The 24877-nt window shown below is 70.2% G+C and carries 18 protein-coding genes; 12 read left to right on the top strand and 6 right to left on the bottom strand.

From position 1 onward, the window contains the following. From PLJ28_RS04820 to PLJ28_RS04795, 6 genes are all read left to right on the top strand, one after another. Window positions 1-1503: flavin monoamine oxidase family protein (locus tag PLJ28_RS04820; protein ID WP_298044047.1), on the top strand; the 1503-nt coding region annotated here is incomplete at its 5' end. After that, window positions 1500-2411, top strand: a complete 912-nt coding sequence (locus PLJ28_RS04815) for a universal stress protein (RefSeq protein WP_183527970.1) — start codon at window positions 1500-1502, stop codon at window positions 2409-2411. The genes PLJ28_RS04820 and PLJ28_RS04815, both read left to right, overlap by 4 nt. 1 nt (window position 2412) lies before the next feature. Further along, the gene (locus PLJ28_RS04810; protein WP_183527972.1) at window positions 2413-3969 is read left to right on the top strand and encodes an APC family permease; all 1557 of its coding nucleotides are present in this window, start codon (window positions 2413-2415) and stop codon (window positions 3967-3969) included. After that, the gene (locus tag PLJ28_RS04805; RefSeq protein ID WP_183527974.1) at window positions 3969-5057 is read left to right on the top strand and encodes an agmatine deiminase family protein; all 1089 of its coding nucleotides are present in this window, start codon (window positions 3969-3971) and stop codon (window positions 5055-5057) included. The genes PLJ28_RS04810 and PLJ28_RS04805 overlap by 1 nt, the downstream gene beginning before the upstream one ends. Continuing rightward, window positions 5044-6885, top strand: coding sequence for an amidase (locus tag PLJ28_RS04800; protein ID WP_324589924.1), 1842 nt, complete (start codon window positions 5044-5046; stop codon window positions 6883-6885). Before PLJ28_RS04805 ends, PLJ28_RS04800 begins: the two co-directional genes overlap by 14 nt. A gap of 5 nt (window positions 6886-6890) precedes the next feature. Beyond that, on the top strand, window positions 6891-8309 hold the full coding sequence (locus tag PLJ28_RS04795; protein ID WP_255459487.1) for an NAD-dependent succinate-semialdehyde dehydrogenase: 1419 nt from the start codon (window positions 6891-6893) through the stop codon (window positions 8307-8309). Between the two features lie 5 nt (window positions 8310-8314). Here PLJ28_RS04795 and PLJ28_RS04790 read toward each other — a convergent pair whose 3' ends face one another. Both PLJ28_RS04790 and PLJ28_RS04785 read right to left on the bottom strand, forming a co-directional pair. Then, window positions 8315-8884 carry a DUF6328 family protein gene (locus PLJ28_RS04790; protein ID WP_183527980.1) on the bottom strand — a complete coding sequence of 190 codons (570 nt, stop codon included), beginning with the start codon at window positions 8882-8884 and terminating at the stop codon, window positions 8315-8317. After that, the gene (locus tag PLJ28_RS04785; RefSeq protein WP_183527982.1) at window positions 8881-11520 is read right to left on the bottom strand and encodes an ATP-dependent DNA ligase; all 2640 of its coding nucleotides are present in this window, start codon (window positions 11518-11520) and stop codon (window positions 8881-8883) included. The genes PLJ28_RS04790 and PLJ28_RS04785 overlap by 4 nt, the downstream gene beginning before the upstream one ends. Window positions 11521-11563: 43 nt before the next feature. Here PLJ28_RS04785 and ku point away from each other — a divergent pair, with 43 nt between their 5' ends. After that, complete coding sequence (ku, locus tag PLJ28_RS04780; protein WP_183527984.1) at window positions 11564-12637, top strand: non-homologous end joining protein Ku; 1074 nt, start codon at window positions 11564-11566, stop codon at window positions 12635-12637. A gap of 1 nt (window position 12638) precedes the next feature. Next, complete coding sequence (locus PLJ28_RS04775) at window positions 12639-13709, top strand: DNA topoisomerase IB (protein ID WP_183527986.1); 1071 nt, start codon at window positions 12639-12641, stop codon at window positions 13707-13709. A 21-nt stretch (window positions 13710-13730) separates the two neighbouring features. Here the strand turns inward: PLJ28_RS04775 and PLJ28_RS04770 are convergent, their stop codons facing one another. Then, window positions 13731-14003: a DUF7218 family protein gene (locus PLJ28_RS04770; protein ID WP_183527988.1), complete on the bottom strand. Its 273-nt coding sequence runs from the start codon at window positions 14001-14003 to the stop codon at window positions 13731-13733. Between the two features lie 218 nt (window positions 14004-14221). Here PLJ28_RS04770 and PLJ28_RS04765 point away from each other — a divergent pair, with 218 nt between their 5' ends. From PLJ28_RS04765 to arr, 3 genes are all read left to right on the top strand, one after another. Next, window positions 14222-15493 carry an NRAMP family divalent metal transporter gene (locus tag PLJ28_RS04765; RefSeq protein ID WP_183527990.1) on the top strand — a complete coding sequence of 424 codons (1272 nt, stop codon included), beginning with the start codon at window positions 14222-14224 and terminating at the stop codon, window positions 15491-15493. Next, window positions 15490-16341 carry a putative hydro-lyase gene (locus PLJ28_RS04760; protein ID WP_183527992.1) on the top strand — a complete coding sequence of 284 codons (852 nt, stop codon included), beginning with the start codon at window positions 15490-15492 and terminating at the stop codon, window positions 16339-16341. Before PLJ28_RS04765 ends, PLJ28_RS04760 begins: the two co-directional genes overlap by 4 nt. A gap of 668 nt (window positions 16342-17009) precedes the next feature. Continuing rightward, on the top strand, window positions 17010-17432 hold the full coding sequence (gene arr / locus PLJ28_RS04755) for an NAD(+)--rifampin ADP-ribosyltransferase (protein WP_298044045.1): 423 nt from the start codon (window positions 17010-17012) through the stop codon (window positions 17430-17432). Window positions 17433-17618: 186 nt separating this feature from the next. Here arr and PLJ28_RS04750 read toward each other — a convergent pair whose 3' ends face one another. The 3 genes from PLJ28_RS04750 to PLJ28_RS04740 form a co-directional block, all read right to left on the bottom strand. After that, complete coding sequence (locus PLJ28_RS04750; protein WP_324589923.1) at window positions 17619-18161, bottom strand: hypothetical protein; 543 nt, start codon at window positions 18159-18161, stop codon at window positions 17619-17621. Next, window positions 18151-18828: a hypothetical protein gene (locus PLJ28_RS04745; RefSeq protein ID WP_324589922.1), complete on the bottom strand. Its 678-nt coding sequence runs from the start codon at window positions 18826-18828 to the stop codon at window positions 18151-18153. Before PLJ28_RS04745 ends, PLJ28_RS04750 begins: the two co-directional genes overlap by 11 nt. Window positions 18829-19378: 550 nt before the next feature. Further along, window positions 19379-21004, bottom strand: coding sequence for an S-layer homology domain-containing protein (locus PLJ28_RS04740; RefSeq protein WP_324589921.1), 1626 nt, complete (start codon window positions 21002-21004; stop codon window positions 19379-19381). A 1001-nt stretch (window positions 21005-22005) separates the two neighbouring features. Here PLJ28_RS04740 and PLJ28_RS04735 point away from each other — a divergent pair. Then, window positions 22006-23730, top strand: a complete 1725-nt coding sequence (locus PLJ28_RS04735) for an ATP-binding protein (RefSeq protein ID WP_183528002.1) — start codon at window positions 22006-22008, stop codon at window positions 23728-23730. Window positions 23731-24877 lie beyond the last annotated feature (1147 nt).

Genomic DNA, 24877 nt, shown 5'->3' with positions numbered 1-24877 from the left:
ATCGACCGCGACGTGGTGGTCATCGGGGCGGGACCTGCCGGACTGATGGCCGCCCGCACCCTCCGGGAGGCCGGCCACAGCGTCGCCGTCCTGGAGGCGCGGCCCCGCGTGGGGGGCCGGACGTGGAACGGCCGGGTGGCGGACGCCAGCGGCCGGGAGCACTTCATCGAGATCGGCGGGCAGTGGATCTCCCCGGACCAGACCCGGCTGATCGACCTGGTCGAGGAGCTGGGCCTGGAGACCTTCCCGCGCTACCGCGAGGGTGCATCCGTCTACGTGGCGCCGGACGGGACGCGGCACACCTACACCGGTGACCGCATGCCGGTCTCCGACCGGACCGCCGCCGAGATGGAGCGGCTGATCGGCCTGCTGGACGAGCTCACCGTGGAGATCGGGGCCAGTGCGCCGTGGGCGGCGGACCGCGCTGCCGAGCTCGACTCCATCTCCTTCCGGACCTGGCTCAGCAGCCACTCGGACGACCAGGAGGCGATCGACAACGTCTCGATCTACGTGGCCTCCGGCATGCTCACCAAGCCCTCCCACGCCTTCTCCGTGCTGCAGGCCGTGCTCATGGCGGCCTCGGCGGGGTCCTTCTCGAACCTGGTGGACGAGGACTTCATCCTGGACCGGCGCGTGGTGGGCGGGATGCAGACGGTGTCCGAGCGACTGGCCGAGGAGATCGGCGAGGACCTGTACCTGTCCACCCCGGTGCGGGAGCTGGAGTGGGCCACCCCGGACCCCGCCACCGCGGATCCGCTGAACGGCATCGCGGCGGACGTGCGCGACGGCGTGCCGGAGAACGGTGCCCCCGGCCGGGTGGTCGCCCACTCCGACCGCGTGGTCGTCCGGGCGCGGAACGCCGTGCTGGCCGTCCCGCCGAACCTCTACTCGCGCATCCAGTTCACCCCGCCGCTGCCGCGCGAGCAGCAGATCGCCCACCAGCACCTCTCGATGGGCCTGGTCATCAAGGTCCACGCCGTCTACGAGACCCCCTTCTGGCGCGCCCAGGGCCTGTCCGGCACCGGCTTCGGCGGCGGCCGCCTGGTGCAGGAGGTCTACGACAACACGAACTACGGCCCCAACCTCGCCGGCGGCGAGCCCGGCACGGAGGACCCGCACGGGACCCTGGTGGGCTTCATCTCGGACGTCCACGCCGAACGGATGTGGGCCCTGCCGGCCGAGGAGCGCCGGCGACAGGTCCTGGAGGCGCTGGCGCTCTACCTGGGGCCGCAGGCGCTGGAGCCGATCGCCTTCTACCTCTCGGACATGGCGGCCGAGGAGTGGACGCGCGGCGCCTACGCGGCCAGCTATGACCTGGGCGGGCTGCACCGCTGGGGCCACCTGCAGAACCGTCCCACCGGGCCCATCCACTACGCCTGCTCGGACATCGCCGCCGAGGGCTACCAGCACGTGGACGGCGCGGTGCGCATGGGCGAGGCCGCGGCGCGGCAGATCCTCGCACACGCCGGCCGGCCGGTCCTCACCGAGGGGACGCTCCGATGACCCGGCACCTGCTGGTCGGCTACCTGGCGACCTCCACGGGACGGGACGCCCTGAATCTGGGCATCGCACTGGCCCGGGAGCAGGACGCCCGGCTCCACGTGGTGATGATCGCCCCGCTGGACAGCGCCTACGCCGGGATCTATCCGCCGGCCGGCGGGTACGGCAGCATCCTCGAGGAACAACTGGGTGCCTGGCTCGACGAGGCGCTGGCCTCCGTCCCGGACGACGTCCCGGCCACCGGCCACGTGGTCACGGCCGAGTCGGACGCCGAAGGGCTGCTGGCCGCGGCCGGGCAACTGGACTGCTCGATGATCGTCATCGGCGGCCGCAGCGGCGGACTGCTGCGTCGATACCGCCTCGGCTCCGTCGCCACCACCCTCCTGCACACGGCGCCGATCCCGGTGGCCCTGGCCCCGGCCGGATACCGGCACGGTGGGCCCGTGGGCCGGCTGACGGCGATGTTCGGCCCGCGGCCGGGCGCCGTCGACGTCGTCGGCCTGGGCATCCAGGCGGCCCGTCGCCGGTCCATCCCGTTGCGCCTGGTCTCCCTCGTGCTGCTGGACCGGGCCGAGGAGGGTTCCGGCCCGGGCACCGCTGCGGACGACGAGGACGTCCTGGCCTCCGTCACCCAGTACGCGAACCGGCGGCTGGCCGACGAGGCCGCCGAGATGCTCGACCAGGGCCGGGCCAGCACGCTCGTCGCCTCCGGGCCGACCGTGGACCACGCCATGGCCCACCTCGAGTGGGAGCCCGACGACGTCGTCGTCGTGGGCTCCTCCCGGCTGGCCGCCCGCGGCCGGCTGTTCCTGGGCAGCACCGCCGCGAAGATGCTGCGCACCGTCCCGGTCCCGGTGGTGGTCGTGCCCGCCGGCCACACCGGTCCCGCCACTGCTGAAAGTGACCACTGACATGAGCACTGCGAACACCGTGCCGCCCCGGCCCACCGAGGACCGGGCCGTCTCCGCCAAGGGACTGGCCCGGGGCCAGGTGGGGGTGATCGGCGCCGTCGTGATCGGCGTGGGCTGCATCGCCCCGGCCTACACCCTGACCGCCGGGCTCGGGCCCACCATCTCGGTGGTCGGCACCCACGTGCCGGCCATCCTGCTGCTCGGCTTCCTGCCCATGCTGCTGGTCGCCTTCGGCTACCGCGAGCTCAACTCGCGGGTGCCCGACTCCGGGACGTCCTTCACCTGGGCCACCAAGGCCTTCAACCCCTGGATCGGCTGGATGGGCGGCTGGGGCCTGATCGCGGCCACGGTGATCGTGCTGTCCAACCTGGCCGCCGTGGCGGTGGACTTCTTCTACCTGCTGCTGGCCCAGGTCCTCGGCAGTCCGGCGCTGGCCGAGCTGACGGACAACCTGTGGATCAACATCCCCACCACGCTGGTGTTCATCGCGGTGGCGGCCTGGATCTCCTACCGCGGGCTGAAGTCCACCCAGCACATCCAGTACGTCCTCGTGGGCTTCCAGCTACTGGTGCTGGGCGGCTTCGCCGTGGCGGCCCTCGTGCAGGCCGCCAACGGGGAGGGCTTCGACCCCACGCCCATCAGCATCGACTGGTTCAACCCGTTCAGCTTCGACGACTTCTCCATCGTCGCCGCCGGCATCTCGCTGTCCATCTTCCTGTTCTGGGGCTGGGACACCACCCTGACCATGAACGAGGAGACCAAGGACCCCCAGCGCACCTCCGGGCGGGCGGCCACCCTGACCGTGCTGATCATCATGGTGATCTACACCCTGTGCGCGCTGGCCGTCATCGCCTGGGCCGGCATCGGCACCGAGGGCCTGGGCGCCGGGAACCCGGACAACCAGGAGTCGCTGTTCGCGGTGCTCGCCAGCCCGGTGATGGGCCCGTTCGCCCTGCTGATGTCCATCGCGATCATGTCCTCCTCCTTCGCCTCCCTGCAGTCCACGATGATCTCCCCCTCGCGCACCCTGCTGGCCATGGGGTACTACCGTGCCCTGCCGCCGATGTTCTCCCGCATCAGCCCCCGGTTCCGCACCCCCTCCGTGGCCACCATCTCCTCGGCCGTGGCCGCCGGCGGCTTCTACACGATCACCCGCCTGCTCAGCGAGAACGCCCTGTGGGACACCATCACCGCCCTGGGCCTGATGATCTGCTTCTACTACGGCATCACGGCCCTGGCCTGCGTCTGGTACTTCCGCCGCGAACTGTTCACCTCGGCCCGCAACGTGGTGTTCAAGTTCCTCTTCCCGCTCATCGGCGGCGCGGTCCTGCTGGTCATGTTCTTCCAGACCGCCGTGGACTCGATCAGCCCGGACTACGGGTCGGGGTCCTCGATCGGCGGGGTGGGCATGGTGTTCGTCCTGGGCATGGGCGTGCTCGTCCTGGGCGTGGTGCTCATGCTGTGGACCCGGTTGCGCCACCCGGCCTACTTCCGCGGGGAGACCCTGGAGACCACCGAGTCCACGCGGGACACCACCGGAGAAGGACTGACCATCTGATGACCACCCTCGGCCCTTCGGTCATGCCCCCGGAGTGGGCACCCCACGAGCGCACCTGGATGTCCTTCCCCACCCCCAACGACACGTTCGGCGCCCCCGGCTCGGAGGGCCTGGGGCGGGCCCGCACCGCCTGGACGTCCGTGGCGCGCACGATCGCCCGGTACGAGCCGGTCACCGTGGTGTCCCACCCGCAGGACGAGGCGGCGGCCCGGGACCTGCTCGGGTCCGACGTCGAGATCCTCCCCGCCGTCCTGGACGACGCCTGGATGCGCGACTCCGGCCCGACGTTCACCCTGGATCCCTTCGGAGCGCTCTCGGCGGTCAACTGGGTCTTCAACGGCTGGGGGGCCCAGTCCTGGGCCCGGTGGGACCAGGACCGGCACCTCGCCGCCACCGTCGCCCACCACGCCCAGGTCCCGGCGCGGGACTCCCGGCTGGTCAACGAGGGCGGCGGGTTCCACGTCGACGGCCGGGGGACGGTCCTGCTGACGGAGACCGTGCAACTGGACCCCGACCGCAACCCGGGCCTGACCCGCTCCGCGGTGGAGGCCGAGATCCACCACCAGCTGGGCACCACCCACGCGGTGTGGCTCTCCCGCGGGCTGACGCGGGACTACGACGGCTTCGGCACCCGCGGGCACGTGGACATCGTCGCGTCCTTCACCGAGGCCGGCACCGTGCTGCTGCACCGCCAGGACGACCCCGGGCACCCCGACCACCAGGTCACCCGTCGGTTGCGCGAGGAACTGGGCGGTGCGGTCGACGCCCAGGGCCGGCCGCTGCGCGTGGTGGACGTCCCCGCCCCGTCCGCGCTGCGCGATGCCGAGGGATGGGTCGACTACTCCTACATCAATCACTACGTGGCCAACGGCGCCGTCATCCTGTGCGCCTTCGGCGAGCCCGAAGCCGACGCGCTGGCCGCCGGGATCCTCGGCGAGGCCTACCCGGGACGCACCGTGGAGCTCGTGGACGCCCGGGACATCTTCGCCTTCGGCGGCGGCATCCACTGCATCACCCAGCAGCAGCCGGCAGCGGGTGCGGACCGGGGCACGCTCGCCCCGCGCGGGTCGGTCGATGGGGATGCTTGACGTCACCGAGACGTCGATCGCCGAGCTCCGGACGGCCCTGGAGTCCGGTCGCACCACCGCCGTGGAGCTCGTGCACGCCTACCGGGCGCGCATCGCCCACTATGACCGGCCGGCGCAGTCCGCCTCCGGCACGGTGGCCACGCACCGGGCCCCCGATGGCGGCATCCCGCTGAACTCGGTGATCGTGGACAACCCCCGGGCCCTGGAGGAGGCCCGCGCCTCGGACGAGCGGCGCGCCGCCGGCGCGGTGCGGGGACCGCTGGACGGCATTCCCTACACCGCGAAGGACTCGTTCATGGCCCGCGGGCTGACCGTGGCGGCCGGGTCCCCGGCGTTCGCCGGCCTCGTGGCCCGGTGGGACGCCTTCACCATCGAGCGGCTGCGGGACGCCGGGGCGGTGCTGCTGGGGTTGACGAACATGCCGCCCATGGCCAACGGGGGCATGCAGCGCGGCCTGTACGGGCGGGCGGAGAGTCCCTACAACCCCGACTACCTCACCAGCGCCTTCGCCTCCGGTTCCTCGAACGGCTCCGGGACGGCCACGGCCGCGAGCCTCGGCGCCTTCGGCCTGGGCGAGGAGACCTGGTCGTCCGGCCGGGCGCCCGCCTCCTGTAACGCCCTGTGCGCCTACACCCCCTCCCGCGGGATGATCTCCGTGCGGGGCAACTGGCCGCTGGTGCCCACCATGGACGTGGTGGTCCCCCACACCCGTTCCATGGCGGACCTGCTCGAGGTGCTGGACGTCATCGTCGCCGACGACCACACCGCCCGCGGGGACTTCTGGCGCCTCCAGCCGTGGATCCGCCTCCCCCGGGCCGGTGACGTCCGGCCACCGTCCTACCCCGCCCTCGCCGCGGCGTCCGGGCCCGACGGCGGCCGGGGCGCCCTGGCGGGCAGGCGACTGGGCGTGCCCCGGATGTACGTCAACGCCGACCCGGACGCCGGCACCGGACCCGACCACCGCGGGTCCGCCGGCATCGGGGGCCCGATGGGCCGGCGCGTCGAGACGCGCCCCTCCGTGATCGAGCTCTGGCAGGCGGCCCGGGCCGCGCTGGAGGCGGCCGGCGCCACCGTCGTGGCGGTGGACTTCCCGGTCGTCACGAACTACGAGGGTGACCGCCCCGGGGCCCCGACCATCGGCACCCGCGGACTGGTGTCCCCCGAGTTCCTGCACGCGGAGGTCACCGAGCTGTCCGCGTGGGCCTGGGAGGACTTCCTCCAGGCCAACGGGGACCCGGGACTGGACACGCTGGCCGGGGTGGACGGCGCCCGGATCTTCCCGCACCCGGCCGGCGCCCTGCCGGACCGCTACGAGGGGTTCGGCGACGACATCGCCGCCTTCCCGGAGATCATCCGGACCCGCGGTCCCGGAACCACGGTGGAGTCGATCCCACACCTGGCGCAGGGCCTCGCCGGTCTGGAACGGACCCGCCGGACCGACCTCGAGGACTGGATGGACGGGCTGGGGCTGGACGCGGTCGTCTTCCCCGCCCTGGCCGACGTCGGGCCCGCCGACGCCGACGTGAACCCCCGCTCGGCCGAGCTGGCCTGGCGCAACGGGACCTGGGTGGCCAACGGCAACCTGGTCCCCCGGCACCTGGGCATCCCCACCGTCACCGTCCCGATGGGCACCGCCCCGGACATCGCCATGCCCTTCGGGCTGACCTTCGCCGGCCGCGCCTACGACGACACCACCCTGCTCCGGCTCGCCTGCGCGTTCGAGGCGACCGGCCCGTACCGGTCCCCGCCTCCACGGACCACGGTCCGGGCACCGACCACCGAATCCCCCTCCACGCATTCCACCCCACGCACGGAAGAGGCATCATGACCACTATGGACACTGTGAGCACCGACACCACCCCCACCACGTCACCGGCCTATCGCGCCGTCAATCCGGCCACCGGCCGGACCGTCAGCGAACACCCGGTCGCCACCGACGAGCAGGTCGAGCAGGCCATCGCCACCGCCCACCGGGCCTTCGAGGACTGGCGCTCCCGCGACATCGGCGAGCGGGCCGGCATCGTGGCCCGGATCGCCGAGCTGTTCGAGGAGCGCGCCGACGCGCTGGCCGAGACCATCACCCGCGAGATGGGCAAGCCGATCGCCGAGTCCCGCGGGGAGGCCGAGTTCAGCGCGGAGATCTTCCGGTACTACGCGGACAACGGCCCGCAGCTCGCCGCCGACCAGGTCCTCGACAGCACCGACGGGTCCAGCAACGTCATCCAGCGCCGGCCGCTGGGCGTGCTGCTGGGCATCATGCCGTGGAACTACCCGTACTACCAGGTGGCCCGCTTCGCCGCCCCGAACCTGGTGCTGGGCAACACCATCCTGCTCAAGCACGCCGAGATCGTCCCCGAGTCCGCGCTGGCCATCGAGCAGCTGTTCCGCGACGCCGGCGTGCCCGAGGGGGTCTACCAGAACCTGTTCGCCACGCACGACCAGGTCGGCACGATCATCGCCGACCCCCGGGTCCTGGGCGTCTCGCTGACGGGTTCCGAGCGGGCCGGCGCCGCGGTGGCCGAGCAGGCCGGCCGGCACCTGAAGAAGGCCGTCCTGGAACTGGGCGGGTCCGACCCCTACGTCATCCTCTCCACGGACGACCCCCGCCAGGCGGCCCGCGACGCGCTGGCCATCCGGCTGGAGAACACCGGCCAGGCGTGCAACTCGAACAAGCGCCTGATCGTCATGGACGACGTCTTCGACGACTTCGTCGACGAACTGGTGCAGCAGGTCTCCGGGCTGCAGCCCGCCGATCCGGCCCAGGAGCGGGAGGGCACCTTCGGCCCGCTGTCCTCGGAGTCCGCGGCGCAGACCCTGGTCGACCAGATCGAGCGCGCGGTGGCTGCCGGCGGCACCCTGCACGTGGGCGGCCGGCGCGCCGACCGGGAGGGCTTCTACGTGGAGCCGGCCGTGATCACGGACATCCCCCAGGACTCCGACGTCTACCGCGAGGAGTTCTTCGGCCCGGTCCTGGCGGTGTACCGGGTGTCCAGTGACGAGGAGGCGATCGCCCTGGCCAACAACACCCCCTACGGCCTGGGATCGACCGTGTTCGCCACCGAGGCGGGGCGCGCCGAGCGGTTCGCCGAGCAGCTGGAGGCCGGGATGGTCGGTGCCAACCAGTCGCCGCCGGAGGCCGCGAACATGCCCTTCGGCGGCGTGAAGCGCTCCGGTTTCGGCCGGGAACTCGGGCCGCTGGGCATGGACGAGTTCGTGAACAAGCGGCTCATGTCCGTGGCCCGGACCCGGTAGTCGTCTCAGCGTCCGCCGGCGTCACCCTCGTCGCCCGCGTGGACCCGCCGCGGTGGCAGCGCCAGCATCAGCAGCGCGATCACCGCGGCGGTGACACCGGCGATCCACCAGGCCCGGGCGGGCTCGAGCACGGCGTGTGCGATGAGCGCCACGCAGCCGGCCAGCAGCACCCCCTGCCCGGCCAGGCAGACCTTCACCAGCAGGTTCCCCCAGGCCACGGTCTGGTCCTTGACGTGCCGGCCGAACAACCGGCGGTGGATGACCACGGGCAGCAGCATCAGGGTCGTCAGGACCACCGCGGCCAGTAACAGGGCCATGTACCAGCCGATGATCTCCCCGGCCACCTCCTCGAAACGGGCCTGGAAGGGCAGCACGATCAGGAACGCGGTGACGATCTGCGTGCCCGTCTGCATCACCCGCAGCTCCTGGAGCAGGTCGTTCCAGTTCCGGTCCAGCTTCTCGGCGGGCGTCTCGTGCCGCAGCCCGGTGGGGTCCCCGGGCCGGCCTGAGGGATCCCCGGGCAGACCCGGATCCGCCGGCGGGTCGGCGCCACCCGGCCGGCCTGCGTGGTTCACGGGACCTCCCAGCGAACCTCGTCCACGGACTTGTCCGGCCGCCAGCCCCGCCAGGACGCCTGGCGCAGCCGCCCTGCGCGGGTGCGTCCGGCCAGGGACACCTCCGCCACCTCCGACGGCGTGACCCACCAGGCGTCCGAACGGTCCCCGGCCGGGACGTCGTCCACGGGCGGGGTGTCCCGGGCCAGTGGCCGCAGCCGCTGTTCCACCTCCACCAGCTGGCCGGCCGAGAAGCCCGTGCCCACCCGGCCCGCGTAGCGCAGTGTCCCGTTCTCGTCCGGAATGGCCGCCAGCAGGGAACCGATGCCGCCGGAGCGCTCACCCCGGCCCTCACGGACGCCGATCACCACGATCTCCTGGTGCTGCTGCAGCTTGAGCTTGATCCACGCCGACCCGCGGCGGCCCGGCAGGTAGACGGAACCGGTGCGCTTGGCCACCACGCCCTCCAGCCCCATCGCGCGGCTGATCCGCTGGGCCTGGGCCAGGGAGCCATGGTAGGCCGGCGGCACGGACACCACCTCCCCCTCTCCGAGGGAGGCTTCCAGGATCACCCGTCGCTCACCGTAGGCGGTGCGCAGCAGGGAATGGCGTCGGTGCTGCGACGTGCCGGGCGGGCCGAGCTGGAGGATGTCGAACACGATGAGGCGCAGCTCCCCGGTCCCGTCCTGCAGCATCCCGAAGTCCGGCCTGCCCTGGTCGTCGAGGGACACCAGCTCCCCGTCGAGCACCGCTCCCCCGCGGTCCGCGGCCTCGCCCCGGAGCAGCCCGGTGAGTTCCTGCAGTGCGGGATAGCGGTCGGTGAGGTCCTGGCCGTTCCGGCTCGTCAGGACCACCCGGTCCTGGCTGACCCCGGCGACCACCCGCCAGCCGTCCCACTTCATCTCGAAGGACCAGTCCTCGTCCGCGGTCAGATCCGCGGGGCGGCCCGCCGTGGCCAGCATGGGGGCCGGCAGGTCCTCCGGGCCGAAGGAGGCCGCGGGGCCGGCCCCCACGGTCCTGTTCCCGGCCGCCCTGTTTCCGGCCGCCCTGTTTCCGGCCGCCTTGTTCCCGGCCGCCGTCTTCCCTGCCGGTTTCTTCGCTGCCGCCTTGTTCCCTGCCGTCTGCTTCCCTGCCGTCGTCGCGTCCGGGGCCGCAGGGACCCCGGGCGTGGACTGCCCGGTGTCCGGCTGGTCCTTCATCAGGTGGATCAGCCAGTTGCGTTCCCCGCCCATGCCGGGCGCGTTGATCAGCGCGTAGCGGCGGGGCACCCCGCCGAGCCCGCCGTCCGGGCGGCCGTGCAGGACGCCGATGACCTCCTTGCCCTCGCGCCACTTCTCCAGCTCCCAGGTGCCCGCGTCCCAGATGGTGACCTCCCCGGCCCCGTACTCGCCCGGGGCGATCGTGCCCTCGAAGGTGCCGTACTCCAGCGGGTGGTCCTCCGTCATCACCGCCAGCCGGTTCTGGTCCGTGTCCAGCGGCGGGCCCTTGGGCACGGCCCAGGACACCAGCACCCCGGAGTGCTCCAGCCGGAAGTCCCAGTGCAGGCGGCGGGCGTGGTGCTCCTGGATCACGAAGCTGGGCAGCTGTCCCTCACCGAGCTCCCGCTCGACCGGAGCCTGTGCCGGGACCGGTTCGGCGGTCTTGTCCGGGTCGCGCATGGAGCGGTACCTCGAGAGCCGGTCGATGGCCTCGGCCGTGCCGCTGCCGGCACCCGCCCCGCCGTCGTCGTCCCCGGTCTCCTCATCCCCACCGTCTCGGCCGTCCGGGGTCCAGCCCAGCGGGGCGATCGGGTCCAGGCCCCCGGCCACCCGTTCCAGGACCTCCTCGAACTCGAGGTGGCGCAGCCGGGGGTCCTCCAGTTCCTCCCAGGTCCGGGGCGCGGCCACCCACGGGTGCTCCCGTCCGCGCAGCGAGTAGGGGCTGACCGTGGTCTTGGAGGCGTTGTTCTGGCTCCAGTCCACGAACACCTTGCCCGCGCGCAGAGACCGCTTCATCGCCGAGACCACCAGGTCACGGTGGTCGGCCTCCAGGGCGCGGGCCAGTTCGTGGGCGACCGCGCTGACAGCCTCGGCATTGTGCCTGCCGTCCAGCCCCGCGTACAGGTGGATGCCCTTGGACCCGGAGGTGACGGGATAGGCCTCCAGCCCCATGTCCGTGAGCAGGTCACGGCACAACCGGGCCACCTCCGCGCACTCGGCGAGCCCGGCGCCCTCACCGGGGTCAAGGTCCAGCACGAGCCGGTCCGGGTTGCGCGGCTGGCCGTTGCGGCCGAAGCGCCACTGCGGGGTGTGCAGTTCCAGGGCCGCGACCTGGGCGAACCAGGCCAGCACGGCCGGTTCGTCGGCCAGCGGATAGGTGTTGGTCCGCTCGGCGTGGACGATCCGGCCGGTGGGGATCCAGGCCGGGGCGGAGTCCTCGAGGTCCTTGCGGAAGAACACGGTGCCGGGCCTGTCCGCGGTGCCCACGCCGTCGACCCAGCGCTTGCGGGTGACCGGCCGGCGGGCGACCTGCGGGATGAGCACGTCGGCGACCCCGAGATAGTAGCGCATCACCTCGGCCTTGGTGGTGCCGGTGGCCGGGTAGAGGACCTTGTCGAGGTTGGAGACGGAGAGCGATCTCTGCCCCACGGTGTAGGTCTGGCGGGTTGTCCGTGCCACGTGCCCTCCCGCGACCCCCCGGCGGCCGCATATGCTGACCGCCATGCGAGCCATTTGGTCTGGATCTATCACTTTCGGGCTGGTGAACGTCCCTGTCAAGGCATACTCCACCACCACCGACCACGACGTGTCCTTCCACCAGGTCCACGACGCCGACGGCGGCCGGATCCGGTACCAGCGCCGGTGCGAGGTGTGCGGGAAGAAGATCGACTACGAGCACATCGACAAGGCCTACGACGACGGCGACCAGACCGTGGTGATCCACGAGGAGGAGTTCGAGGCCCTCCCCGAGGCCACCAACGACGAGATCGAGGTGGTCCAGTTCGTCCCCTCCGACCAGGTGGACCCGGTGACGCTGGAGAAGAGCTACTTCCTGGAGCCGCAGGGCAAGTCCCCCAAGTCCTACCTGCTGCTGCGCGAGGCCCTGCAGTCCACGGACCGCACCGCGATCGTCACCTTCGCGCTGCGGCAGAAGACCCGGCTGGGCGTGCTGCGGGTGCAGGACGACGTGCTGGTGCTGCAGGGCATGCACTGGGCGGACGAGATCCGGGAGGTCGACTTCCCCGCCACCCGGTCCCGGGCCAGGATCAGTCCCAAGGAGAAGAAGCTGGCCAAGGCGCTGGTGGACCAGTTCGCCTCCGACTTCACGCCGGAGGAGTTCGAGGACACGTACCAGGTGGAGCTGCGCAAGCTGATCGACGCCAAGCTCGAGCAGGGTGACTCCCTGGACACCGAGGCGACCTTCGGGGCGTCCGGGTCGGACGAGGACGCGGGCGAGGACGCCGAGGTCATCGACCTGATGGAGGCGCTCAAGGCCTCCCTGGACCGCAAGCGCGGCCGGGGCCGCACCTCCCGGTCCGGCAGGTCCAGCGGGCCCGGCAGGTCCGGGACCGCGAAGGGCAGCTCGACGTCGCGCGCCTCTGGGGCCTCGAAGACGTCGGCCGCCTCGGGCCGGAAGGGTGCCTCCGGGACGACGTCCTCGAAGGACTCGACGAGGAACTCGACGGGGGGTTCGGCGAAGGGCTCGGCGAAGTCCGCGAAGACGACGGCGAAGTCCTCCGGCCGGTCCACGCGGAAGAAGACCGGCACCCCGTCCTCGCGCCGCAAGAGCGCCTGAGGTGCCGCGGCTGGAGACGGTCTCGCCCGGCACCGGCGGGTACACCCGGCGCCGGGCGGGACGGGGCTTCACCTACTGGGGCGCCAACGGCCGCCGGATCACCCGCGAGGACGCCCTCGAGCGGATCCGGGCACTGGCGATCCCGCCGGCCTGGAAACAGGTGTGGATCGCCGCTGAGGAGAACTCCCACATCCAGGCCACCGGCGTGGACGACGCCGGGCGCACCCAGTACCTCTATCACCCGCAGTGGCGCGCGGACCGGGACGCCGAGAAGTTCGAGAAGTCGATCTCGTTCGGCCAGACCCTGCCCTCCCTGCGCCGGCGGGTCACCCGGGACCTGCGCTCCGGTGCGCAGGACCGCGACGGCGGTGCCGCCCCACGCGCGGCCGGCACCGGCCGCGGGACGGCGCGGGGCGGGACGGGCCCCGCCCCGGCGGAGGCGACCGGCCGGCGTCGGGCCCTGGCCGCGGCCGTGCGCCTGATGGACCGCGGCGCCCTGCGCGTCGGCGGGAAGGAGCACTCGGGGCAGCTGGAGGCCTTCGGGGCCACCACCCTGCAGCGGCGGCACGTCGAGGTCCAGGGGGAGGAGGTCCGCCTGGTGTTCCGGGGCAAGTCCGGCAGCGAGTGGGACCTCACCCTGCGGGACGCGGACCTGGCGGAGTTCTTCGCCGGCGTGCCGCTCACCCCGCGCACGGCCCCCGCGGTCTGCTATCCGGTGAAGTCCGGACGCCGCAAGGAGTGGAGGGGCATCTCGGCCGAGGCGGTGAACGAGTACCTGACCGAGATCGCGGGCCTGGAGTTCACCGCCAAGGACTTCCGCACGTGGCAGGGCACGATGGCCGCCGCCCGGTCGCTGGCGCGGTCCCACCGGGCGGGGGCCACCTCACCGGAGGCGGTGCGGATCGCCGTGCGGGCCAGCGCCGAGCTGCTGCACAACACCCCCACCGTGGCCCGGGAGTCCTACATCGACCCCCGGGTGCTGGACCTGTTCGAGAAGGGCCGGGTCATGGACCTGACGCGCCAGCCGGACCGGGCCCTGCTGGCCCTGCTGACCGGGGGCGACGGGGACTGAACCGGGGACCTGCCCGGAGGCTCAGTGGTTGCGCAGCTTCTCGATCAGCTCGTCCTTGCGCAGGTCCGAGTAACCGGTGATCTCCAGTTCCCGGGCCCGGTCCTTGAGTTCCTCGACCGTCCAGTCCTCGTAGGACCCGGACTCCCCGCCGCGCTCGCCCACCTCGGAGCGGCCGTCCCGGGCGGCGGCGTTCGAGATCCGGGCCGCCTTCTCCTTGCTGGCCCCTTCCTCGCGGAGGGCCTCGTACATCTCCTGGTCCTTGAGCTGCGGGGCGTCGTCGTTCTTCTGGGGCATGCCCCCAGTGTTCTCCGGGTGGCGGCGGAAGTTCAAGTGCCGGGGCCGGCCCGGCACGACCAGTGGCGTCCGCCCCACGCCTGCACCTCTACCGGCACCTGCGCCTGCAGCTGCAATCGTGATTGTTGAACAATGTCTTGCGTGGATTGTTGAACAACCGGTAGCCTTCTCACCAGCCTGCATCTGTGATGCCAGTCACCCACCCCCCGGGAGGAACCATGAAGGACACTGCGAAGCCGGCCACCGGCACGGACCCCGCCGGGCCCGCGGGAGGGCACCCCGAGAAGGTCCCCCTCACCGTCAAGGCCCAGCGCACCGCGCTGCTCGGCGCCATGTTCCTCATGGCCACCAGCGCGATCGGCCCGGGCTTCATCGCGCAGACCGCCACCTTCACGGTCCAGCTTGGCGCCGCCTTCGCGTTCGCGATCCTGGTCTCCACGCTCGTCGACATCGCGGTCCAGCTCAACGTGTGGCGGGTCATCGGCATCTCCGGGCTGCGGGCCCAGGAGCTGGGGAACAAGGTCCTGCCCGGTGTCGGCTGGGTGCTCGCCGCGCTCGTGTTCGTCGGCGGGGCGATCTTCAACATCGGCAACATCGCCGGAACCGGCCTCGGGGCGAACGCGATGTTCGGCCTGGACCCCAAGATCGGCGGCGCCGCCTCGGCGGTCATCGCCATCCTGATCTTCCTGTCCAAGCGGGCGGGCATGGCCCTGGACCGGATCGTCGTCCTGCTCGGCGCGGTCATGATCCTGTTGATGCTCTACGTGGCGGTCGTCGCCGCCCCGCCCGTCGGGGAGGCCCTGCGCAACACGGTGTTCCCCGAGCAGGTCGACTTCCTGGTCATCACCACCCTCGTGGGAGGCACCGTCGGCGGGTACATCACCTACGCCGGGGCGCACCGCATGATCGACTCGGGCGTCCGGGGCGAGCGCGCGATCAAGCAGATCAGCCGCACCTCCGTGCTGAGCATCATCGTCACGGCCGTCATGCGCACCCTGTTGTTCCTGGCCATCTTCGGCGTGGTCGCCGGTGGCGTCGCGCTGACCAGTGACAACCTGGCCGCGGAGGCCTTCCAGAGCGCCGCGGGCGAGATCGGCCTGCGGATGTTCGGGGTCATCCTGTGGGCCGCGGCCGTCACCTCGGTCATCGGCGCCTCCTACACCTCCATCTCCTTCGTCACCCGGTCCGACGGAAACCCGCGCCGGCGCAATCTGCTCACCGTCGCGTTCATCGTGGTGTGCACCATCGCCTTCCTGCTGCTCGGCCAGGCCCCGCAGACCCTGCTCGTCTTCGCCGGCGCGTTCAACGGGCTGATCCTGCCGATCGGCTTCGGCGTGCTGCTGTGGGTGGCCATCCGCCGCCGGGACCTGTTGCACGGGTACCGCTACCCCGTGTGGCTGATCGTGATCGGCGTGCTCGTCTGGCTCATCACCGCGTTCCTGTCCGTCAACTCCTTCGTCCCCGCCATCGAGATGATGACCGGCGCATGAACCTGAGCACCCCTCCCGCACCCGGCCCCGGGAACCGCCCGGCCGACCTCGCGTCACCGTCTCCCGCCGAGGCCCAGGCACTCTCCCCCGCCGAGGCCCGGGCTCTGTTCCGCGCCGGACTGGTGCGGCCGACGTCGGGCTTCTCCGCCGGCCACGCCCAGGCGAACCTGATCATCGTCCCGCGCTCCCACGCCTTCGACCTGCTGCTGTTCGCCCAGCGCAACCCGAAGCCGATGCCGCTGCTGGGCGTGCTCGACGCCGGCGAGGTCACCTCCGAGCTGCTGGCCGGTGGGGACATCCGGACCGACGTGCCGAAGTACGTGGTCTACGAGGACGGCGTGCCGGTGGCCGAGCCGACGTCGATCACCGAGTACTGGCGGGAGGACCTGGTGACGTTCATCGTCGGCTGTTCCTTCACCTTCGAGGCGGCGCTGGTGGCCGGGGGCGTGCCGGTCGCGCACCAGGAGCAGGGCGTGAACGTGCCGATGTACCGCACCTCGGTGCGCTGCGCCCCGGCCGGCGGCCTCGCCGGGCCGCTGGTGGTCTCGATGCGCCCGGTCCCGGCCGCCCAGGTGGCCGACGCCGTGCGGATCACCTCGCGCTACCCGGCCGTCCACGGAGCCCCCGTGCACGTGGGGGCGCCGCATGAGCTGGGCATCGAGGACCTCTCGCGCCCGGACTTCGGCGACCCGGTGCAGGTCCCGGAGGGGCACCTGCCGGTGTTCTGGGCGTGCGGGGTCACCCCGCAGGCCGCGGTCATGGAGTCCCGCCCGCCCCTGGCGATCGGCCACGCGCCGGGCCACATGCTCATCACGGATGCCCGGGACTCGGACTACCTGGTGCCGTGAGACAGGCGCCGGAGGCATGAGCCCGGTTGCCAGCGACAGCAGTCGACCGCGCTGAGCGGTCGGTCCCCTCGCGGGCAGTGACCTCGTCCTGTGGACCTCAACCGTTCACGTGTCCGCTGACCGGTCTCGATCCTGCTCCCTCGCGCAGTCCCGGTGGAAAGCGCGTCACGCGCGGGCCGTCACGCACGCCCGATCAGGCTGGCCCCGGTGGAGCAGAACATGAGGCGAGAGAGTAGGCACTGGTCCGCTGCCCGTAGCGACGGCGGTCACCGGGCGAGGGCCTCACCTGTGCACCGCGCCGCCGGAGACGGGCTCGACCAAGGGTGTTGCGGGGAGCACCCCGTCACCGGACATATCACCGGGCGGGTCCTACGGGATGCCTCGTGAGGGGCACTGTTGTTCGTGCAGCTCACGTGTGTGTGTTCGGTGGGGGTTCCCTCAGCGGGACAGCCAAAGAGGTTTCCGAGTCCGGGTCGAAGAGGATTCCTCGGTGCGCTACCGCTGTATACAGAGGTGGATCGGAGGGGGCCCTCGTTACTAGAGGCGCGCGCGTCCGGGATCCCGGAGGCCTCCGTCACCTCCAGGATAAGGCGGGGAGAGGGACTTGCGGCAAGTCCGTGATGACGTGGCATGATCTCGGTCCGATGACATGGATAGAAGGAGTGCAGGTGGGCACATCCCCCGATAAGGGCCCGTTCTTCCATGGCACCGTCGCGGACCTGAGAATGGGCGACTTGCTGACAGCGGGGCACCGATCAAACTATCGCCCCGAGATCGTGATGAACCACATCTACTTCACAGCTCTGGCCGACGGCGCTGGCCTCGCGGCGGAAATCGCCGCGGAACTGGCATCGGGCGTGGTGACTCCCCGGGTCTACGTGGTCGAGCCCACGGGAGCGTTCGAGGACGACCCGAATGTGACCGACAAAAAGTTCCCCGGTAACCCCACCCGGTCGTATCGCAGCACCAACCCGCTGCGAGTCGTCTGCGAGACGACCGAGTGGGAGCGATTGACGCCCGAACAGCTGCAGACATGGCGGGCACGGCTATCGGTGCTTCTCTCAGGCGAGGGAGGGGACATCATCAATTAAGGCTTCGCATCGGGATCTTTCAGGGGGCACGGCCGAGCGACTTGCGCCCGTCGCGTCTTGATGGCAGCAAGGACCCCTGTCTAACGCCGGGTTCGGCCGGTGGGGGTTTCGGGTCCAGTTCCTTTGAAGTAGACGGGACCATGAGCGTGCGGGTCCTTGTGGCGGCCGGGTGAAGGTGCAACCGGGTCAGCAGGACGCGGTGGGCACCCACTTTAAGCTCGTGCCGGAGTACTCGGTGTATTCCCAGTTGCCAGATTCGTAGCGGATCTTAAGTCGGTCCACCGTCGCCGGCCGCGCCCGACCGTTGGTCTTGATTTGCACGATCAGGTTGATCTGCTCGCCGTGGCTGAGGGTGTACTGCAGTGGTTCGGCGGACATCTGCGGCCAAGGCATAGCCGGGTCGGCGAGTTCCCGGTTGCCGCCCATGAACCCGTCGGCGTCCGGGTTCACCGGTGCCACCCCGGCTGCCACCAGCTCGATGCCGGTCGGGTTGACCAGCTCGATGCCGGTCAGCGTGATGGGCGCATCGGTGAGGTTTCGGACCCGCTCCCCGAGGAAGTACGGTTCCTCGAGGTATGCATCCGGTGCGCAGTAGTTGTCGGTGCCCCAGGGGTCATCGTGGCCGAAGCCCAGTGGGCCGGCCTGCGGGTTGACCAGCGTGCAGCCGGTCATCGTGCCGGTCACGACGGCCAGGGCCGCGGCGGCGGTTCGGCGAGTCTTAATCCTCATGGGCGGCCCAGAGGACGGCGTCCAGGTCCGACAGCCGCCAGTAGCGGGTATTCGCGGCGTGGAACATCACCTCGCGCGGGTGGTCGTATCCCTGCTTCTCGATGCCGGCCCAGGTGGTGGCCAGCCGGATGCGGGAGTCGATCGCGGCGGCCTCGGTGATTCCACACAGGATGTCGAAGTAGTCCAGGGTCTTCGGGCCGATGTTGCGCACCCGCTGAAGCTGCCGACGCAGCGCCGACCGGGTTTGCCCGGCTTCCAGGGCGTCGCGCAGCTGGTCGGTGGTGTCGATGCCCTGGTCGGCGAAGACCTGGGCGGTCTCGGACATCTGGATCAGCCGGGCCGGAGAGGACCAGTCGATGACCTTCCCCAGTGCGCCCAGGCCCTCGTTCAATGACCAGTCGAAGCCCGCGGTGTCACCGCCCCCGGTCAGCCGCCGGAACCCCGTGGTCGTGGCGGCCTCCGGCCACTGCTCGACGATCTTCTGCACCCGCGGCGCGACCGTCGCGGTGTACTTGTTGCGTCGCTGCAGGGCGGAGTCCACGACAATCCCGCCCATGTGCTGCTGGCCGCGATTCACCCGCACGGCACCGTCCAGGCCTTCGGCGTCCATGTAGTCCAACAGACGCTGAGCATCGGCCATGACTTGGGCGTTCTCGGGAATCGTCATGGCGCCAACCTATCCGTGTCCATGGACCCTGTCTCGTCTCAGCAGGCGCCAGGCACCGGCATGTTATCGGAACGTTGAGACACCCCACAGACAGCCAGGAGCCTGCCCAGGACCAGGGCCAGCATGGCGTCTCTTCGGCCCGTGGTGGACCCCGGTGTGCCCGCCCGGTCCTCAGAGGCGGCCACCAAGCCATCACCAGTTCGCACCCGGGACCAGCGACACTCAGGCAAGCCGGTGATTCCCACGAACGAAGAGGCAGCGCTTGACGGGGGCGTCTCCCTGAAGGATCCCCAAACGGACGTGACGGAACTAGACGGTCAAATAGCCTTGTGATTCACAGGTCTGGCGGATTGCACGAGGACTGAGTCCTTGTATCAACAAAGATTCCCTCCGGGCAAAGAGGTCCGGTGGCACAGCAACCGGCGCTTCTTGAGCCGGCGGGGCAGGCGTGGTGACCCGCCGGGTGTGCTGCCGAGAGATGACAACGACTCAAGCCGGCCGGTCCCGGTAGGGCGCCGACCGGCCTGAGCCGTGTCATGGGGCTACCGTGTCAGTCGTTGAAGACCGTCTCGACGAACTTGGCCATCTCCCCGCGGGTGATGTCCCGGCTCGGGCGGAAGGTGCGGTCCGTGTAACCGCGCGTCGCGCCGGTGGCGTACAGGTAGCTGATGGCCTCGAAGCGGCTGTAGGAGGCCGGGATGTCAGCGAACGGGCTCTTGGACGGTGCGGTCCAGTCCTCGTCGGCGTGGTCGGCCAGGTAGATGAACTGCGCGGCCTCGACGCGGGAGACCGGCTGGCTGGGCTTGAAGGTGCCGTCGGCGTATCCGGCGATGCCCATCGAGCGCAGCCAGGTGGCCGCCTCGTAGTGGGCCGAGCCGGGTGCCATGTCCGTGAACGGGCTGGTCTGCGGGGGGAACCAGTAACGGCCATAGAAGGGGGGCACGTGCTTCTCGCCGTAGGCGCGCATGAGGAAGGTCGCCAGCTCGCCGCGAGTGATCTCCCGAGTCACGCCGAAGGCACCGTTGGCCTGGCCGGCGGAGATCCCCTCGCAACCGAGCCACTGGATGGAGGCGAAGAACGCGCCCCCGGGCTTGACGTCCGTGAAGGTCACCGGGCACAGGTCGCTGTGGGCGATCGGCGCCCAGGGGCGGTCGAACGACGCGGTGGGCTCGGCGAGCTCGACGGTGCGCTCCCGACGGTGGTAGTCCCCGTCGAGGTTGATGGTGGTCCGGGCGGTCACCGTCTCTCCGGGCTCGATGCCCGAGGAGTCGACGGCGCTGACGATGAGCCGCTCTCCGTCGATCAGCCCGCCTTCGTAGCGGGCCTGCACCACACCCTGGGCGCAGGACACCCGGCCCTTCCGCCCGTCATCGACCTGCGGGAGCGGGTAAGGCCAGGCCGTCATGAACCTCACGTCGCTGCACTGCCCGGGGACGTCCAGGATCAGCGACACGGACTCGGCCGGGCCCTCCGGGGTGCTGGAGGACCAGTCGATGTCGCTGTCCCAGTGCAGACCGGCTCCCAGGTGTGGCTCATCAGCCTCGACCTCTTCGGCGCTGCCGGTCAGGGTGAACGTGTCGGTGAACCGATTGCCCACGCCGTCCGATGCCCTGACGGTTTCCGTGCGGGGCTCCGCGCCGTAGTAGGTGGGCGGGATCTGGGCGGGCAGCTCCACGGTGCCGCAACCACCCTTGGAGGTGGCCGGGCCGGAGACCGGGTAGATGGAGATCTTCGACTCCGCCATGGGCACCTCCGACTCGAACGGGGCGGCCAGGCTCTCAACGCGGAAGGTGTTCTCCCCGGCGGCGTCTTCCACGATCAGCTCGGCACCGTAGAGGTAGTTGTAGACGGGGCCCTCGTAGTCGGCGATGGGGGTGGCGGCATCCAGGTCGATGTCCTCCACGCCCTTGCGGGCCGCGGTCCCCGGGGCCAGGCAGAAGTCGACGGCCACTGTCAGGTGGTCATCCTCGGAAGAGACCGTGTCCTCGACGATGGAGATGTCCTGGACGTAGCCACCGTACGGGGCGATGGTCCCGGCACTCGGGGCAGCCGTGGTCGGGGCGGCGGACAGTGGTCCGGCGACCAGCACGGTGCCGAGTACGACGGCCGTGGCCGTCCTCGTGGCCCTCCTACCGGAAGCAGGCGGTCGGGGTGCGGGCAATGACGCGTGCGTCATGGGCAGGGTCCTCTCGGAAGGTGCGTGCGGCACGGATGGTGATGACGGGAGAATCTGTCACTGATCCACGGCAGCGCTACGACCTCACCCTCCGGCGCCCCCGACGACCAGCAACCACGCCCAACCTATCCCGGCATTCCACCGGAAACAGCCGCTGATCAGCCCGGACGATAAGTCGGGACCGAACCGTGATCGAACCACCCTCCGGTGGCCGAGATGGCCGTCAAGGTGCAAGACCTCAAGCTGTTTCCACGGGGCAGTCAATAGACTCGCGACATGGGAATGCTCCAGGGATGGCAAATCACGGTGATCATGTCGATAGTCGCGGTCGCCCTCATCATCACCGTGGTCGTCCTGTTGGCGAGGATCGCAGCGTCAAAGCGCAGTGACCGCCGCCCTGAGCCCGATGACACCCAACGGCGCAACTAGCCTCAGCGAGTGAACCCCGGAGATAAGCGGCCGGAGTTCCGCAGGACAATCTGACCGTCGGCGTTCAGCATCGTTGTCGCCCATTTAGGGAACGGTTCACGGCATCCGTTCTTTCAGGCCGCCGAAGACCTGCGGGCGGGATGATTCGTGCCCGGAAGGGGATCCCCCACCGGTCATCCGGGCCCGTGACTCGGGCTCACTCCAGCAGGCCTCGCGGTTCATCTCGAGTGATCCGTCCGGTCGTCGCTCCCGCGAGGGTGCGTCATACAGGGCGCCCCCGGAGAGACTTACGGCATCAATGTCCGCGCTCAGCCCCCCCGCGTTGTCGCTGGCTTCTCCACTGGATGGACAACGTCTTGGTTCCTTAGAACCAGGACACTCCTCCGAAGCAATGCCCGGGTGTGGCTTTTGACGCGAGAGGGCGGAAGCGGCGCACAGGAGATCCCCGGTGGTGGCTTGTCCGGTGGGCGGGTGGTGATATTTCTCCACGTCAGCGTCGTGAGAGGTGGTCATCACGGTTATCGTGGGCCGGTCACATTCTCGGTAGCGCGCATAAGAATACGGAGCCCATCGTGCCCTCTTCCTCCACCCCGCTGATCGACCGTCCCGCTGAGGATCCGGCCCAGACGGGTCCGGGGTACTCCGGTGTGCAGCGCTCATACTTCGGCCAGTTCTCCCTGCGCCGCCGGGTGCTGATCTCGCAGTTGCCGTTGGCGTTGTCCGTGCTGGCCGTCGTTCTGCTGTGCGTAGTGGGGCAGAAGAGTCAGGTCTTGAGCTCTCCGGTCTTCCTGGCGGGAGTCGCCGCGGTGGGCGTGCTGACCGTGCTGGCCGGGATCATCCCCTGGGACCGGGTGCCGGGCATCGGTTTCTGGGTGATTCCGGTGCTGGACTTCGTACCCATTGCGGCCATCTGGGACGCGACGCATCACAGCCTGTATGGCACGTCCATTTTGACCGCGTTCCCGGTGTTCTGGCTGGCGTGGTCCGGCCTCTACCCGGTTCTGGGGATCACGCTGGGCGTGGTGGGAACCACGTTGACCATCTGGGGACCCCATGCGCTCAATCCACACGGATCAGCCCGGGATCACCTGCTGGAGTCGGCCGCGGTGCCCTTGTTCATGCTGGCGCTGGCCGTGGCCGCCAGCGTGCTCACCCGCAGCCTGGATCGCCAACGAGAGGAACTCGACGAGTTACTGTCCATCACCCGGCAGCAGAACCGGAGGCTGCAGACCGTCCTGGACACCACGGACGTCGGTATCGTCGTCACCGACCGGGACGGCAATGACCTGTTGATGAATCCGGCCCAGCGGCGGGTGCACCTGATCGGGTTGCCTCACGGGGTGGAGGATGCTCCGGAACGGGACCTGTTGCTCTTCGAGGCCGACGGGAAGACGCCGATCCCAGCCGAGGACCGGCCAGCACACCGGGCGGTGCGCGGTGAGAGCTTCTCCGGGCGGCTGATCGCGATCGGGGTGGACGGCAGCCAGCAGTTCCTCTCCGTCTCGGCCCAGGCCATGCGCGACGAGAACGGTACATTCGACGGCACGGTGCTGGTGTTCCAGAACGTCACTGATCTGCTGGACGCGATCCAGGCCCGGGAGAAGTTCCTGGCCGATATCTCCCACGAGCTCCGCACCCCGTTGACCTCCATCATCGGCTTCCTGGACCTGGCGGTCGAGGACAACCAGGACGAGACGATCATCGGCTACCTCAACACCTCACAGCGCAACGCGGACCGACTGCTGACACTGGTCAACGACCTGCTTCAGACCGCCGCTGGCGGCACGGCCGTAACCCCGGAACCCACGGACCTGGCCCGGTTGGTCAGACACAGCGCGGAATCGGCGCAGATCCAGGCGGACAACGCCGGCATCACCCTCCAGGTACGAGCGCCGGACACACTGATCATGCAGGCCGACCCGGTCAAGATGAACCAGGTCGCGGACAACCTGATCTCCAACGCCATCAAGTACACCCCCACCGGCGGCACCGTCACGGTCAGCGCCGCACCGGCCGGGGACTGCGCCGAACTGATCGTGACCGATACCGGCATCGGCATCAGTGCCGAAGAGCAGCAGAAGCTCTTCACCAACTTCTACCGCACCGAGCACGTCCGCCGGGCGGCCATCCCCGGCACCGGCCTCGGCCTGGCCATCACCCGGGGTCTCGTCCGCGCTCACGGCGGGGAGATCACCGTCACCTCCGAGAAAGGCACGGGATCCACCTTCACGGTCTCCCTGCCTGTCGATGGCCCGGCAACCGGTACCCCGGCGAACGCGTCCACGTCACCGCGCTGACCCGCGATCACAGCAACTGACCCCGCCGTCCACGCGCCCGCGGCGTCCACTGGGGTCTCCCCTCTGACCGAAAATGGGCAAGGGCATGGCGTGCGCTGGACGGACGTGCACCTGTCCGGTTCTGATGTCACGACAAGGAGCGTCACCTCGCGCCTGCGAAGACGCCCCACGCCGGGCGTAGGCCGCCAGTGAGCAGCGCGCACTCGATCCACGGTCATCGAGGGCAGTCCAACAGCGCGCTGCCGGAGCCGACGCCGGTGTGGCTCCGAGCAGACCGTGACCGCCCAAATCCGCTGGTTCCATCCCGTAGAACTTCGCCTCGGTGTCTTCCCGCGCCCGGGAATCCTCGTGAACCGGCGGCCGTTCCGCTACCGCCATCACCATCAGATCCTGCCCGGCCCTGGTCCGCATCTTCCGGGGATCCCGGTCAGATTGCCCTGCACCGTCTTCTTGCCCACGCCCTCCATGACTTGCTCGCTTCCACCCTCGATGGGGCCGCTGGTTCTGATCGATCCCTGGCCTCGTACACGAACCAGTGCTGAGTCCTCACGGTGGCGCGCCTCTCCGGGCCGAGGTGATCGAGACGCACCACTCCCAGACCCCAGATCCCTGCATCCGGGGTGAGGGACATTCAGGGGAAAACCTTGGTGAATGTTTGGGCCGCATTATGGGATTTCTTGAGGCGGAGACGGTGAACTGAGTGCCATCGGGAAGCCCACAGCGGCACGGACATCCCCGTCCAGGTGCCACCAGCTTCCCTAACCGTCCCAGCATCGACGCTGGATGCTGGCATCCCCGCCAGCCCAGGCGACGATCGATACCAGTAAGGGGTATGACATGAACAAGAAGACCAATGGCGCCATCGTGGCCGGTCTGACCGGCTGACTGGCGTCGAGGCCCTTCCTATAGCCGAAGTCGACGTGAAGGGTCAGTTCTTGCGGTACGCCTGCCGCTGAGAAAGCAGGCGTCAATCGTTGTATCTCCCGGCGCTCGGCCGTATCTGCCGAGCCCCCGCCTTATCGCACTGTTGTGCCACCTTTGATCCCCCCTGGGTGGCGCGGCTCCTGGTTGTGCCACCTTTGATCCCCCCTGGGTGGCGCGGCTCCTGGTTGTGCCACCCTTGATCCCCCTTCGGTGGCGCGGCTCC

Origin of the sequence: Citricoccus sp. (assembly GCF_035445025.1) — a bacterium.
In the GTDB taxonomy this organism is placed as follows: domain Bacteria; phylum Actinomycetota; class Actinomycetes; order Actinomycetales; family Micrococcaceae; genus Citricoccus.
This window is presented reverse-complemented; position numbering and strand designations above follow the sequence as displayed.

Bases quoted from the DNA above. Each gene is read 5' to 3' on its own strand.
- PLJ28_RS04770 (WP_183527988.1), bottom strand. From the start codon at position 14,003: ATGCCCCAGAAGAACGACGACGCCCCGCAGCTCAAGGACCAGGAGATG.
- PLJ28_RS04765 (WP_183527990.1), top strand. From the start codon at position 14,222: ATGAAGGACACTGCGAAGCCGGCCACCGGCACGGACCCCGCCGGGCCC.
- PLJ28_RS04760 (WP_183527992.1), top strand. From the start codon at position 15,490: ATGAACCTGAGCACCCCTCCCGCACCCGGCCCCGGGAACCGCCCGGCC.
- PLJ28_RS04750 (WP_324589923.1), bottom strand. From the start codon at position 18,161: ATGAGGATTAAGACTCGCCGAACCGCCGCCGCGGCCCTGGCCGTCGTG.
- PLJ28_RS04805 (WP_183527974.1), top strand. From the start codon at position 3,969: ATGACCACCCTCGGCCCTTCGGTCATGCCCCCGGAGTGGGCACCCCAC.
- PLJ28_RS04810 (WP_183527972.1), top strand. From the start codon at position 2,413: ATGAGCACTGCGAACACCGTGCCGCCCCGGCCCACCGAGGACCGGGCC.
- PLJ28_RS04815 (WP_183527970.1), top strand. From the start codon at position 1,500: ATGACCCGGCACCTGCTGGTCGGCTACCTGGCGACCTCCACGGGACGG.
- PLJ28_RS04800 (WP_324589924.1), top strand. From the start codon at position 5,044: ATGGGGATGCTTGACGTCACCGAGACGTCGATCGCCGAGCTCCGGACG.
- ku (WP_183527984.1), top strand. From the start codon at position 11,564: ATGCGAGCCATTTGGTCTGGATCTATCACTTTCGGGCTGGTGAACGTC.
- PLJ28_RS04795 (WP_255459487.1), top strand. From the start codon at position 6,891: ATGGACACTGTGAGCACCGACACCACCCCCACCACGTCACCGGCCTAT.
- PLJ28_RS04740 (WP_324589921.1), bottom strand. From the start codon at position 21,004: ATGACGCACGCGTCATTGCCCGCACCCCGACCGCCTGCTTCCGGTAGG.
- PLJ28_RS04745 (WP_324589922.1), bottom strand. From the start codon at position 18,828: ATGACGATTCCCGAGAACGCCCAAGTCATGGCCGATGCTCAGCGTCTG.